The organism is Luteimonas terricola, assembly GCF_004352845.1.
GTDB classification, from domain to species: domain Bacteria; phylum Pseudomonadota; class Gammaproteobacteria; order Xanthomonadales; family Xanthomonadaceae; genus Luteimonas; species Luteimonas terricola.
Genome location: NZ_SJRX01000007.1, coordinates 32,831 through 47,208, shown reverse-complemented (window position 1 = coordinate 47,208; position 14,378 = coordinate 32,831). Strand labels below are relative to the sequence as shown.

The window sequence follows — 14,378 nt, the reverse complement described above, 5'->3', positions numbered from 1 at the left end:
GGAAGAGTCCGCGGCGCACGAGGCCGAGATCGCTCTTTTCCGCAACCGCCTGTCCGAGCTTGCCTACCTGCTGGGCCTGCACCAGAGCAGCGTGGTGCGCGAACTGGGGAGTGCGCAGGTCGAAGCCATCCGTTCGCTGAAGGGCGCCGCCGCGCTCCCGCGTCGCCTGTGGAACGTGCTTGGTCGCGTGCGGCGTGGGCACGAGCGAAAGGATCTCGGCGAAGAGGCGCTTGCCAGCGTCGTCGACCAAGCGGCGAAGGAGTACCGGGCGCAAGGCTTCGCTGGTGCCGATGCCTTCGTCAGCTCGCAGTTCCTTAACGGGCGCGAGCGGGCCTCCGTCTACGCGGGGCTGGCCACACGGGTGCTGTCCTTGTCGGGGCGGGACGCCGGACGCTTCGGTGACGTGGCGGCATCCTTCGACGCAGCGCCGGGGCGGGCGCTCTGGCTGGCCTTCCTCAAGCAGGATGCCGGGCAGCTGGCACCGGCGGTTGAGGCGTTGGCACGCGTCCCCGGCGGGCACCCGACGACGCCCGGCCAGGATCGGCGGATCGCCCGGATCCGGGGCTATGCCCGCCTCGCGGCGAAACCTCCGTCCATCCCGAGGATGGCCGAAGACCCGGCGCGCGGGCAGGGACGCCAATGCGTGCTCCTCGTCTGGGAAGGTGGGGGGGCAGCCGGCTACGGTGGGCGGGAGCGGGTCGCTCGTTCCGCGGAATACTTGGCCGCGGCCGGTCTGGAGGTCGTGATCGCGGTGCCCGGCGGCGCGGCGCTGGATGCAGGGTTTGTCGAATCGGAGGCGATCCGGCTCTTGCGGATGAAGGCCGGTAGCGCAGCCCGGGCGCCGGACGACCGCATCCAGGCCATGGCCAGGGAACTGGATGCGATCGTAGCCAGCATTGCGCCGACCCTCGTGTACGTCGTGGGCACCTACCGCACGGCATTGCCCGCCCTGCAGGCGGCTCGAGGAGGCGGCCTGCCCCTGATGTACCAGCGGCTCCGCTTTCCGGAGTATGCCGGCGAGGGCCGCGTGGCCGACTGGCGCCTGGGCGGCATGTTCCAGCTTGAGCAGTCGCTCGAAAAACGGGTCTGCGAGCATGCAGACCTTGTGCTGGTAGCCACGAGGAAGCAGGCCGAAGAGGTACGGCGCCGCACCGCCAAGGGCGTGGTCGAGCTCGAGCAGCTTGCCCTTCCCGTGCCTGTAGCCGCAGCCGCGGAGGGGCCTGGCCGCAACTCAGCTCGCCGGCAGCTTGGCCTTCCCGACGATGGCCTGGTCATCGGCTTCCTCCACGAAGGCCATTCCTTTGGCGGGCTGGGCGATCTGGTAAAGGCGTTGGCGCCCCCGGCTCCGGGCGAGGCATGGCAGGGCAGGCTGCTGGTGATCTCCAGCGGCACCCTTCCCGATCGCGACAGGCGACTCCTGAGGCGCCTGCCGGCGCATCGCGTCCAAGTAGTAGAGGCGGAGAGCGACGCCGGGAGCGCCGAATGCATCGCCGCCTGCGACGTCATGGCCTTCCCTTGGCAGGCTACGTCCAAGTCCGACCTGGAATCCTGCCCGGGCCTGCTCCAGGCCATGGCGGCCGGAGTTCCGGTGCTGGTCTCGAGCTCCCACGCCTTCAGCGAAGTCGCGCAGGACGGCGTGAACGCACGGGTGCATGCGGCCGGCAACCCGCAGGCTCTGCGCCGCTGTCTCGAGGATCTCGTAGGCCAGCCGCGCGAAGCGCAGAGGATGGCCGCCGCGGCCCAGGCCATGGCCTCGCGGGAATATTCCTGGCAGGCGTACGCGGACGGCCTGCTCGCATGCTGCCGCCGGGTCGCCGGTGGCGGCGACCCGCTTGAAACCATCGAGGCCGACGGCATCCCCACACAGGGTCACGGCGGCCGGCGGCTTCGCATCGCCGCGATCATGGACGAGTTCACCCATAGCTGCTTCGCGGGCGAATGCGACCTGGTGCAGCTGACACCGGGTGACTGGCACGCGCAGATCAAAGAACTCGAGCCGGACTTCCTCCTCGTCGAGTCGGCATGGCAGGGCCACAACGGCATGTGGGAGAAGCATGTCCCACAGGCGAGCGCGGAGCTCCGCAAGGTGATCGCCTACTGCCGCCGGAAAGGCATCCGCACCGCGTTCTGGAACAAGGAGGATCCGGTCCATTTCTCCCTGTTCCTCGGCGTAGCGGCCCTGGTCGACACTGTGTTCACCACCGACATCGACCGCATCCGGGCCTATCGGCAGAAGCTGGGCCACGACCGGGTCTACCTGCTGCCGTTCGCGGCGCAGCCGCGCGTGCACAATCCCATCGAACGCTACGAGCGTGTCGACGCATTCTGCTTCGCCGGCTCGTACTACGCGAAGTACCCAGAGCGCCGTCGCGACTTCGAACAACTGGTCGCCGCCGCCAGGGCCCTGGGGCGGGTGGAGATCTACGACCGCAACCACGGCAAGCAGGATCCGGGACTGGTGTTCCCTCCCGAGTACCAGGACATGGTCGTGGGAACCCTGCCCGTGTCCGAGATCGACCGGGCCTACAAGGGCTACCGCTACGGAATCAGCGTCAACACAGTCAAGCAGTCGCAGAGCATGTTCGCGCGGCGCGCCTTCGAGCTGCTGGCGTGCAATACCGTCACCATCAGCAACTTCTCGCGCGGACTGAAGCTCATGCTCGGCGACCTCGTGGTCTGCGGCGACGGCGCCAGTAGTATCGAGACGCTGCTGCGCAGGCGTATCGGCAGCGAAAAGGACGCAAGGCGGTTCCGGCTGGCTGGGCTGCGCAAGGTCATGGACCAGCACACCTATGCGCATCGCATGGCCTACCTCGCCGGCAAGGTGTTGGGCCGCCACACCGATGTTTCAGAGCCGCAGCTGGTGGTCGCGTGCAGGATCGATGACCAGGCCGACGTGGACCGGGCCATGCAGGTCTTTGACGCGCAGTCAGCCGGATCGCGGACGCTGGTCCTGGTGGTGTCCGACGGTCTGCTGCCCGAGGTTCCCGTGCGCAGCGACGTCAGCGTGCTTACGTGCCACCAGGCGGCCGACATCGACCCCGCGAGGAAGTGGCCCCTCGCCTGGTTCACGGTACTGGATTGCCGGGACCATTACGCAGCCCACTACCTCAAGGACCTGCAGCTGGCGATCGGCTATGCGGGCACGGCCGTGGTTGGCAAGTTTGCCCATTACGAGCGTGGCGCCGACAGTATCGGTCTTGTCAACGAGGGCGCGCAGTATCGTCATCACGATATCGCCTGGCCCCTGCGCCACTCACTGGTTAGCGCACCGGTGCTGGAAGGAGCCATGCTCGCGGACCTCGTGGAGCCCGGATTCCGGACGGCGCCGATCTCCGGCCTGGCCATCGACGAGTTCAACTACTGCCGGGATGGCGCAGGTGCCAGCGAGGCCGCGGCCGAGGTCAGTTCCACGATGGCCATCGACGAGGGCATCGGCATGGAAACCCTTTTGGAGCTGTCAGAGCCCTCGGAGTCCGGCGCCGACGATGCTTCACTGGCCGACCTTCCTGGCTTCCACGGCGCCGCGCTGCAGAAGCTGTTCACGCCCTCGGCCCACGCCGACGGCCTGATGCAGGTGTCGCACTCGCTGGAAGGCGTGGTGATCGACTCGAGGCTGCCCGCCAAGCGGCACGCCTACGCCTATGCCAACCGGCTCTTCAAGCCGGCCGAACTTGTGGACGACGGATTCGCCAGATTCCAGCTGGTGACCGAGGCCGGGCTGTACCTGAACGCCGTGGTCGTCTATCTGGATTCGGCGAAGAACAAGCTCGCGCACGCCATCGTCTCTTCCGACACCAACCAGTCGCTGCCGGTGCCGCCCGCCACCGCCTGGATCCGGTTCGGACTCCGTGTCCTCGGTTCGGGCGAAACTACCGTGAAGGCCCTGATGCGGGGCGCGATGGCGCCGGTGATGGACCGGATCATCGGCCGCGGCGACGCGCTCCTGATCACCAAGGACTACCCGCGCTACGACGACCTGTACCGCTATGGCTTCGTGCACAAGCGGATCCTGGCCTATGCCGAGGCGGATTGCCGCGTGGACGTGTTCCGTTTCAGCAATGCGCCGCTTCACTTCGACGAGTTCGAGGGCGTGAACGTGGTCGCGGGCCAGGCCGAGCACCTGCGGATGCTGGTCGAGGACGGCGCCTACCGAACCATCCTCGTGCACGCGATGGATCCGCTGATGTGGGAGCACGTGAAGCCGCTGCTCGAAACCCGGCGCGTGGTGGTGTGGATCCATGGCGCCGAGATCCAGCCCTGGTTCCGCAGACTGTCCAACTTCGGCTCCGACCCCGCGGCCCAGGACATGGCGCGCCGCGCCAGCGGCAAGCGCATGGCCATGTGGGAAGACGCCCTCAGGCATCCGCACCCGAACCTCCGCGTCGTGTTCGTGTCCAGGTACCTCGCCGGCCAGGCGCTCTGCGACCTCGGCATCGATCTGCCCGAAGGGCAGGTGCACGTGATCCCGAACTTCGTCGACGGCGACCTGTTCCGCCACGAGCCGAAGGATCCCGGCCAGCGCAAGCGCATCCTCTCGATACGCCCCTTCGCCTCCCACGTCTACGCCAACGACCTCACCGTGGAGGCGATCCGGCTGCTGTCGGCGGAACCGTTCTTCGACGCGCTCGAGTTCACGATCGTCGGCGATGGGCCGCTGTTCGACCAGACCGTCGAGCCGCTGCGCGCGTATCCGAACGTGCGGCTGGAGAAGCGCTTCCTTTCCCAGGTCGAGATAGCGGCCCTCCATCGCGAGCACGGCGTGTTCCTGGTGCCGTCGCGGATGGACAGCCAGGGCGTGTCCCGCGACGAGGCCATGGCCTCGGGCCTGGTCCCGGTGACCTCCCGGGTGGCGGCCATCCCCGAGTTCGTGGACGAGCGCTGCGCGTTCATGGCGGAGCCGGAGGATGGCGCAGGGCTGGCCGCGGCCATCGCCAAGCTCTGGGCTGATCCGGACTTGTTCCAGCGGATGTCGGCGGCGGCCGCGGCTCATGTCCGCGGCATCTCGGACAGAGCGCACACGATCGGCAAGGAGCTGGTCCTTGTCCATGGCGGCCAGCTGCCGGGCGCGAGGGCGCCTGCCCCGGAATCGCGGCCCCTCCGCCGCATCGCCATCTACGGCGACGTGAACCTCAACATCACCGATGGCTCCGCCATCTGGGCGGCTTCGCTGGCCGAAGTGCTTGCGGGGATGCCCGAAGTGCAGGCCACGCTGTACCTGAAGGCGAGGGTGGTGCAGTCGCGCATCATCGCGCCGCTCCTCAGCCTGGCGGGCCTGCGGATCGTCGAGCCCGAGGAGAGGGCGCTGGTGCCTGCCGCCGCGCTGGATGCCATCGAACGCGACGACGGGGAACGGCGCTATGACGCGGTCATCCTGCGCGGCGTGGACCTGTGCGAGGAAGCCTCCAGGCGTCTGGGCCTGCACGGGCGCCTGTGGGTCTACCTGACGGACGTCCCGCAAACGCCGGAACAAGCCACCCCGGAAATTGCCGAAAGGGTCTCGCGCATCATTGACGCAGCCGGCGTCGTGCTGTGCCAGACGCCGCAGTTCAGGGAGTACATGGAGGGCTGGATTCCTGCGGCCGCGGGCAAGACCCGGCTGCTTCCGCCGATGGTTCCGCCCGAAGGGCCAATCCGGCCGCGGCCCGGGGACGACAGGCTAAACGTCGTCTACGCGGGCAAGTTCGCTCCAGCCTGGGGTGTCAGGGAGATGCTGGACGGCGTGGCCAGCCTGCGTGCCCAAGGCCGCGCCGTCGTCCTCCACGTCTATGGCGACAAGATCCACAACCCGGCCGACGACCCGGAGTTCCGGGAGGAGATCGCGCGCCGGCTGGGGGGCGACGAGGGCGTGATCTGGCACGGCGCCGTCGAACGTAGCCAGCTCCTTGCAGAGCTGTCGCGGATGGACGTGGGCTGGGCCTGGCGGCACGCCTCTCTCGAGGCCGGTACCCATGAGCTGTCGACCAAGCTGCTTGAGTATGCCAGTGCGCACGTGCCACCGATCATGGCGCGCAACGCCGTGAACCTGTCCGTGTTCGGCGATGACTATCCCCTGTATGCAGATACCCCCGAAGAGGCCGTTGCCCTGCTCGCCATGCTGGAATCGGAACCCGGATTGCGCGAGGCCGCCGTGGCATTGGCAGCCGCAGTGTCGCGGAAGTTCGACTTCGATTCCGTCCGCGAATCCATCCGCGCCCAGGGCTTGGTCAACCAGCCAGTCCATGGAACCCATTACGCCCACCAACCCACATCGCACCCAGAGGTAATGACATGAAGAAGCTCATACTCATCGCGGCGTTGCCGCTGCTGTTCTCCGCCTGCAAGCAGCCGGAGCCGCCGGCATCGGTCACAGAGACGCCTTCAGTGGAAAGCGCGTCGCAGCCCGGGGTCCGTGCCGACCTGCCGAAGGGCATCGTACTCAACGTGCCGTACACGCTGGTCAGCGATGAGTGGATTGAGGAAGAGGGCGCACGCAAGAGGAAGACTGTCATCGAATTCGAGCAGTCCGACGCGGGAGCGATTGGCCAGCAGGTCACCGACAGCATGGTCGCGGCGCGCTACCGGCTGACCGGGTCGTCGGAAACGCGCGGTGGCACGCGATTCAATTTCCGTGGCGACCCGGGGCTGCGCGTGAGCATCCTCGTGCGTCCACGGGGCGCTGTCGGACTCCAGAACAGCAAGTCGACGGGCAATATCGAGGTCGCTTACACGGAGCCCAGCGGAACCGAAGCCGAAGTTGGACAGGACTCCAACTGAAGTGCAGAAGCCGGACGTTTCGGTGGAGGGTTTCCAGTGGCCAGACGCGTTCAGGGAGCGCGTCGAAGCCTTCCGCCGCAGCAATGCCGCGCTGCGCGCAGGTCGCGATCTGGTCGATGGGGGGATCTACCGCTTCCGCGCCTTCGAACCGGTGGTGATCGACCTGTTCGCCGACTGGACCGCGAACCCGTTGGGGAACCGGAGCTGGCAATGGCATTCAGCGTCGTTCAACTTCATGTCATGGCTGATCGCCGTGCACGCGGTGACCGGCGACCAACGCGCGCTCGACCACGCGGCCCGGGCGATCGAGACATGGCATCGCCAGTTCGTCGTCGCCGACAGCGACTATGAGTTCGCCTGGCACGACCATGCCACCTCCAACCGGATCATGGCCGTCCTGTCGCTGCTCTGCCACCTGGATGAACACCCCGGGAAGTTCGACCTGAATGTCCTGATCCCGGAATTCCTGGCTGCGCACGGTGACCGTCTGTGCTTGGAGGAGATGTACTCCAAGCACACCAATCACGGCATTGACCAGTCGCGTGCGCTGCTGTTGCTTGCGACGTGCGCACCGTGGCTGGAGGGCGCCTCGCGCTGGAGCCAAGTGGCGCTGGCCAGGCTGGAGGACGAGCTCGGCCACGCCTTTGCTGCGGACGGCGGTCATGTCGAGAACAGCCCCGGCTACCACCAGTTCGTCAGCAAATTGTTCGCGGACGTGCTGCAGACTTTCGGGGATACGCTTGATGCGCCCTTCCGCGACCGGCTGCGAGGCAAGCTGGTCGAGGCGGCCCGCTTTATGGCATGGATCGTCCGGCCCGACGGCCGATTGCCGTTGATTGGCGACACCGAATGCAAGCCAGCAGTCAATGTCTATCAGCCCCTAGAGGGGACCGGCGAGTACTCGCACGTGCAGTGGGTCTGCAGCAGGGGGCGTTCGGGCACCAGGCCGGAAGGCTGGTCACGGCTGTTCCCGGATGCCGGCTATTTCGTCGCGCGCAACGACTGGGAGTCAGCGGAAGCGCCCGGTGAAGCCCTCCACCTCGTGTTCCGCTGCGGGCAGCTTTCCGAGTACCACCGCCACGACGACGACCTGTCGCTGACGCTCTGGTGGGGAAACGACTGGCTCCTGGATGGCGGCGGGTACTCCTACGTCGAGAGGCATCCGGTCCGTCGTTACCTGCGGTCAAAATGGGGGCATAACGTCGTCGTGGTCGACGACGGCAACTATGCTTGGACCCGCCCGGGCGCCGCCGCGCCAGGCAGCCTCGTGCAGGTGGACGACGAAGCCACGAGGCCCGTCGTGAAAGGCGAGACCGAATCGTACCCGGGCTTGCACGCCGTCCGCGAAGTCGCGGTCGAGGACAAGGGGATGCGCTTCGAGGTGACCGATCGGTTGTCTGCGCGGGATGGCGAAGGCAGCGTCCGAAAGTTCGTCAGCCTGTGGCACGTTCCCGCCGATAAGACGATCAGTATCGAAGGCCAGTCGGTGCGGCTCTCCGATGCCGAGTTTATGCGCGAAATTGTGATTCGAAACCTCGGTGAGCCCTTCGACCGCATAGACATTCTCGAGGCGTTCCCGAACGGCGATACCCCAGTCTGGTCCAGGGAGCTCAACAGGTTCGAACGATGCAAGCTCATCGTGTTCGAGCGGTTGTGCGAACATTTCGAAAGCCGACTGGAGTTCCACCTCAAGGACGTCAGGCCAGAACACCATGATGTGGGAACCGTCAATGCGAGGCCACGGGGACTGCTCCGAAGCTACGGCCTCGCCCCGGCGGGATGGTGGCCCCAGCAGGGAGAGCATCACGGGCGCAAGATCAGCTCGCGTCTTACACAGATTGGCAAGGATGGAGTGTCCGGCGATGCTTTCGTGGAGGGGCTGCTCGCCATGGCAGTGGTCAGGCAGGGCCGCCATGGTCCCACCCTGCACCTGTCGAGCTCGGGCAATCCGGATGCGGCGCTGGTCGAGCCACGCCTCAGGGCCGCGATGGGGATGCTGTGGGCAGGCGAGGTCTATCTGCCTGCGTCGGTGCAGCGCGTAATCCGGGGTTGGCCGGCAGAAGATCGGTTCCTGTTCATTGATGCCGTACACCTGCTTCACGCGGGCGCGAAGCCCGGCGCGGAGATGTTCAATACCGTGATCAACAGCAGCCAGGGCCAGTACCAGGACGTGTTCTGGCGTGGGGACAAGAATGCGGTGCGCGTCCTCGTCCTGCGGGAACCCGTGGACGCAGCATTGAATGCGATGGCGCAAGCCCGTCCCTCGGCTGGCTGGCGCCACGCCGCGGATGCGGAAGCCGCGCTCGCGCGCCAGGTCCAGAGGCTGAAGCGCTTTTCCGTCTGGGCAGTCCGGCAGAAGTTCGCGCTGGAATTCCGGATCGAGGACTTCAGCCAGGCCCCGGGGCCGGTGCTCGACCGGATTGGCAGCCTGTGCGGCGCGATGCCGGACATGCACGCCCTGACGGCACTCCCACCGATCGAACCGCTGTCTGCGGCCCAGACGGATTCCGAGCTGGGGTCCATCCACGGCATACCGGTGCGCGAAATGCTGGCTGAGCGCCTGTCCGATGTCAGGAAACGCCTCGGGTACGCATGACCCAGCAAGCCGCGACGAAATGATGAAGCAATGATGCTGCGTTTGCAGAAGAAAGCTGGCGGAGCCAGCCCTCGGGGAACTTGATGGATATTGGAAAAGCTCACAGAGCAGGTTACAGGCCGGAGATCGACGGCCTTCGTGCAGTCGCCGTGGCAGCCGTGGTCATTTACCACATCAACAAGACCTGGCTGCCGGGCGGCTATGTCGGCGTCGACATCTTCTTCGTGATCTCGGGCTTCCTGATCACGTCGATCATCTGGCGCCAACTCCAGGATGGGACGTTCTCGCTGGCGGATTTCTACCTCCGCCGGATCCGTCGGATCATCCCGGTGATGCTCGTGGTGGTAGCTGCAACGCTGCTTGCGGGCGCCTTCCTGTTGTTGCCTGATGCGCTCGGGCGGCTGTCGCTCTCGTCGATTTTTTCCGTGGTTTCAGCGGCGAATATCTATTTCTGGCGCTATCTGGACGATGACTACTTCGCCGATGCCAGCGACCAGGAGCCGCTGCTGCACCTGTGGTCGCTTGGTGTGGAGGAGCAGTTCTACCTGGTCTGGCCACTCCTGCTGCTGTTGGTGACCGTGGGCCGGAAGAACCGGATCGCCCTGGCGATCCTTGGGGCGGTGGTCATCGCGGTCGCATCTTTTGCACTTGCCGAAGCGACCAACGAAACGGACCCGAAGTTCAGCTACTTCATGCTGCCGGCCCGTGCCGGCGAGCTGATGATCGGCGCGTTGCTCGCCCTGTCACTGAGGCGGGAGCGCGGAGCAGGCTGGCTGCAGAAGCCGCTCGTTGCGGAGGGCGTTGGCATCGCCGGCCTGAGTGCGATTGCCTACTCAGTGTTCTACCTCGATGACCTGTCGCCCTTCCCCGGCCTCAATGCACTTTATCCGTGTGTGGGTGCCGCGCTGGTCATCCTGGCCGGTACCCGCTCACGCCTCCTGCAGTGGCTGCTGGCCAACAAACCGATGGTGTGGATTGGCCTGATTTCATACTCCCTCTATCTGTGGCACTGGCCGATCCTGGCATTCATCCGCTACTACTACGGAGCAGTCGCCATCACGCATGCGGTCCTCGCGGTCGCTGCCATGCTCGTGCTGTCCTTCCTTTCATACCGGTACGTCGAGGGTCCAACGAGGCGGATTCGCTGGCGGGGGAAGTGGCAGGTGTTGTTCCTGCTCCTGCTGCCTGCCTCGCTTGTGCTGGTTCCGGCCGCCTACTTCGTAAAGACAGATGGACTGAAAGCGAGGATCGAGTCTTCGGCAGGGTTCAAGCGTCTGGAGGAGGAGACCGCTGCGGCCTTTAACTTCGACTACAACTGCCAGCTGTCGAAGCACGTTCCCGGCATCCTGTCAGAGCCGAGATGCCTCATCGGCTCGGATAGTCCCGAGGAAGGATCGCCGAGGATCCTGCTATGGGGGGACTCGCACGCCTCCCACCATATCGGTGCGCTGGATATCATTGGCAAGCATGCCGGTCTGCAAATCAGAAACGCCTCGCATTCCTCATGCCCGCCCGTATTCGGCGGCGACTACGGCTATGGAAGGTACAAGGCCGGCTGCGCGGCGTTCCGGCCGTACATCCGGGAGCACGTGCTGAACAATGAGTTTGACGTCGTGATCTTCGGCGCCAGTTGGTCGTCCTACGATAAGGTTCCGGGATTCCATGATGATCTGCTCGCCACGATCGCCGAAGTGAGGGCAACGGGAGCCAGGGTAGTGCTGCTGGGCCGGGTGCCGACGCTGGCCTCGTACAACCGCGAATGCGACCAGCGCTGGGCCAGGCTTGGCGGCTCCACCTCATGCAGCAATCAGAACGTCCGGAATAAGGGGCTGGCCGTCAACAACTACCTGGCCGGTCTCGCGAGCCAGGACAGCGACATGGCCTATTTGGATGTCGGTTCGGCGATCTGCAATGCGGACTGGTGTCCAGCTTATCTCGGTGGGCATCCCATCTACTTCGATAGAGCGCATCTGAGCATGCGCGGCTCGTGGCGGATCGGAGAACATCTCATTGCCACCGGGCAGGCCAAGGACTGGATCAAAGCCATCTCCGGAAGCACAGCAGGATGGAAAGGCCCGGACGGCGGCGGCAACCATGAGTGGCGGAGATTGCCTGCGCCCTTGGAGCTGCCGGCAGCCGACGCTGCGGACAAGCAGCTGCTGGCTGGGATTGCGCTGGGGGTGCCCTATGATGTCGTCAGCGATGAAGCGGCTGAGGAAGGCGCTGAACGTACACGAAAGATCGTGATCGAATTCGAGCAGGTGGACGCCCGCCTGATCGGGTCTGAGCTCGCGGTGCGCATGGGAACAGCAGGTTTCCGCCAGACCGGCTCATCGAACGTCAGGGGTGGTCAGCGCTTCAACTTCCGTGCGGATGACGGCGTGCGTGCCACGATTTTGGTGCGTCCGCGTGGTGCCGTTGATTTGCGCAGCGATCGAGCCATGGGCAGCATGGAGGTCATTCATACGCGTAACAGCGGGCGATAAGCCGCACAACTTTTTGTTGAAATAAGTCATTCGCGTCTCTATCGGGCGCTCCCACGAACTGGAGTATCGGTGCGCGGGCAACGGAGAGCTGTGTCGATGGCCGTCCCGGAAACAGCGTTAGTGCGGGGATGGGGTTGGGCGGGCTGCAACCGTCTCGGCAGCAAGGCCCGCCATCACCCAGCCCACAAGTATGGTCCAGTGCATGTAGCGGAAGCTTTCAATGGGCGAGGTGAAGAACAGCGAGAACGCAAGCCCAACTGAACTCAGTCCCATGAACACTAGCAGGCTGGGCGCTCCAGGCCCTGGGTTGATGACCCTGACAAGTCCGATAGCTCCGCCCACCAATGTGATGAATAGCCAGAAGGCCGGGTGGTAGATCGGTGCTAGGCGAGGGCTAAGAAAAACTTTGCGCATGGCGTACTGCCATGATTCGGGGTTAAGCGTTTCTGGAAACGCGAACTCTCTGTTCATAACGTAACTGCGGTACACCCACATTTTGCTATTGCATAGCCTCAACAAGCACACGAACGCCTGTGTCCGGTGTTTTAGGTACGCGATCGGATACTTTTTGACTAAGCCCCTGTGGATTCGCTGAACGCCTTCAGCATCGTGTTCCAGAGAATCCACGCGCAATGAAAAGGGTGTGTGGGGTTTTTTGCTTGTCCTGATGACGCGACCCGCGGCCGATGGTGTATATGTTGAGTAGATTCGGTTAAGGAATTGCTCTGGCTCGTCGGTCACCTCTGCGGGATCTGCCAGCACAAGAGCAGCTGCATTCTCTGCATCGCCTGAGTAGACAATAATTCCCGCGATATCGTACAAATAGATGGCAGTGGTTGGATGCGCGGGCGTTGCGATCAGGCTGTTGGCGAATGAAATGCAAAAGAACAGCGCGAATGCAATGATGACCCCTATCGTTGATGCGGCCAGCAGTCGTCCCCACTGCGCCATGTGCGGCGAAAGTTGAAGATAGGTTGCCCCAGCCAAGAGGCCGGCGGTGGCTGCCATTGCATTGTGCCGGAAGGCGATAGCCGCCAAGCAGAACAGCATTACGATTAGGCTTTGTCTGAAACGTGCCTCGGCAGTTGTGCTGTTGCGCATGCGGAACAGGTGCGCGAGCGCAAGCAACAGCAATGTGGATGCCCAAACATCTTTCCAGATCATCCCGGTGAGGGTCATCACTGGTGGGAACAGACTGAAAGCGACGGTGACCAGCCAGCGAGGGAATCTAGCGGACAAGTTGGGGAAAGCGTACGCGCAGAGCGAGGAGCACGCATAGGCGAACAGCATGGCTTGCGCCAACAGCATCCCTGCGGAACCGCTTATGATTCGATCGAGAACGCTCCAAATCACCGCCATGAGCGGCGGATGCCAGTCGTTGAATTCGAAAGAGCGTGCCTGCTGCAGAGAGGCAATGCTGTCGTTTGACATGATGCCCGGGTCAAACAGGAACACGATAAACGCGCTTACTGCTATCCAGGCAAAGGAAACCTTCGTGGTTGCTTCTTTCGGCTGCGTGGGCGAGGCGATGTGCGGCGCAATCATGGGCATATCCGTATAAGCACGAAGTAGGTCAAGGGCTGCGCTTGAAGATAATGAATCGTGAGGCCACGAATTTGCACACCATGCTGATTAGCGCGGTTGCAACGTATGCCAAGTGATAGTTATCCGAGATTCGGTTCAGCTGGGAGAAGAGCACAACTTCCACTGCCCTGAACACAAGGATGGACGGAAAGAACTTCGCCGCCTCGAGCAGGATGGTGCCTTTGGTGCCTTGGAACACATAGTGGCGACAACCAAAAAAGTTCAGTACAGAACAGATGAGAATCGCGAGCGTGTAGGCTCCTTCGACTGCTATTCTCATGCCTTCGTGCAGTATGAAAGTCAGAAGATAGCCTAATACGAAGCTGACGATGGAAAGGATTCCCATGCGGAAGCCCTCGCCGGCGAGTTTTTTCAACATGTTGATTTTGGCCTCTTTCGAGACATGGTCATGTCGCAACACCGTCAATAGGTTTCTCGCCCCGGATGCCGACGACCCGGGCGGGAACACCCATCGCGATGGAAAAGGGCGGGATGTCGCGGGTCACGACCGCGCCGGCGGCGATCACCGAACCGCGGCCGATGGTCACGCCGCGCATGACCTTGACCCCGCAGCCGCACCACACGTCCTCTTCGAGCGTGATAGGTGATGCGCGCTTGCCCTGCGTCCAGATGGGGGTGTTACGGTCGTCGAACATGTGGTCTTCGCTGATGAACGAGCAGCCGTGTGCGATGCGGCAGTGGTCGCCGATGCTCAGCCCGCCAAATCCATCCAGGAAGACGCCTTCGTTGATCGTCACGTGGCGGCCGATGCGCACGCCCTCGGGAAACCAGACCGTCACGCCGTCCTTGATTTTCCAGCTTCCGATCCTTGCGACGAACAGCTTCAGGACGAGATAGCGCAGGCCATCGCCAAGCGGCGGCGGCAGGTACTTCACCAGTCCGTACAGGGTGAAGAACGTCCCGGCGCGGAGGTAGGCGGTCAGCGGGTAGCGCAT

General features: G+C 64.1%; 7 protein-coding genes. 4 read left to right on the top strand and 3 right to left on the bottom strand.

The annotated features are described in order from the left end of the window. Positions 1–91: 91 nt before the first annotated feature. From E2169_RS11230 to E2169_RS11215, 4 genes are all read left to right on the top strand, one after another. Entirely contained in the window at positions 92–6,274 is a 6,183-nt protein-coding gene (locus tag E2169_RS11230) for a glycosyltransferase (RefSeq protein WP_132986702.1), read from the top strand. Continuing rightward, positions 6,271–6,756: a hypothetical protein gene (locus E2169_RS11225; protein WP_132986701.1), complete on the top strand. Its 486-nt coding sequence runs from the start codon at positions 6,271–6,273 to the stop codon at positions 6,754–6,756. The genes E2169_RS11230 and E2169_RS11225 overlap by 4 nt, the downstream gene beginning before the upstream one ends. A 1-nt stretch (position 6,757) precedes the next feature. Next, entirely contained in the window at positions 6,758–9,352 is a 2,595-nt protein-coding gene (locus tag E2169_RS11220) for a heparinase II/III domain-containing protein (protein WP_132986700.1), read from the top strand. Between the two features lie 83 nt (positions 9,353–9,435). After that, on the top strand, positions 9,436–11,838 hold the full coding sequence (locus tag E2169_RS11215) for an acyltransferase family protein (RefSeq protein WP_132986699.1): 2,403 nt from the start codon (positions 9,436–9,438) through the stop codon (positions 11,836–11,838). A 117-nt stretch (positions 11,839–11,955) separates the two neighbouring features. On the opposite strand, the gene E2169_RS11210 is transcribed toward E2169_RS11215, so the two are convergent. Genes E2169_RS11210 through E2169_RS14485 form a run of 3 tightly spaced genes read right to left on the bottom strand, consistent with a single transcriptional unit; the run spans position 11,956 to position 14,378 of the window. Next, positions 11,956–13,383 (bottom strand): hypothetical protein, encoded by a 1,428-nt coding sequence (locus tag E2169_RS11210; RefSeq protein ID WP_132986698.1) that lies wholly within the window; start codon positions 13,381–13,383, stop codon positions 11,956–11,958. Between the two features lie 28 nt (positions 13,384–13,411). Then, a complete protein-coding gene (locus E2169_RS11205; RefSeq protein WP_132986697.1) occupies positions 13,412–13,843 on the bottom strand; it encodes a GtrA family protein in 432 nt (143 codons plus the stop codon). Continuing rightward, positions 13,830–14,378, bottom strand: coding sequence for an acyltransferase (locus tag E2169_RS14485; protein ID WP_132986696.1), 549 nt, complete (start codon positions 14,376–14,378; stop codon positions 13,830–13,832). The genes E2169_RS11205 and E2169_RS14485 overlap by 14 nt, the downstream gene beginning before the upstream one ends.

Excerpts from the sequence above, each read along its gene's own strand:
- E2169_RS14485 (WP_132986696.1), bottom strand. The coding sequence starts at position 14,378 with ATGCGCTACCCGCTGACCGCCTACCTCCGCGCCGGGACGTTCTTCACC.
- E2169_RS11225 (WP_132986701.1), top strand. The coding sequence starts at position 6,271 with ATGAAGAAGCTCATACTCATCGCGGCGTTGCCGCTGCTGTTCTCCGCC.
- E2169_RS11210 (WP_132986698.1), bottom strand. The coding sequence starts at position 13,383 with ATGATTGCGCCGCACATCGCCTCGCCCACGCAGCCGAAAGAAGCAACC.
- E2169_RS11215 (WP_132986699.1), top strand. The coding sequence starts at position 9,436 with ATGGATATTGGAAAAGCTCACAGAGCAGGTTACAGGCCGGAGATCGAC.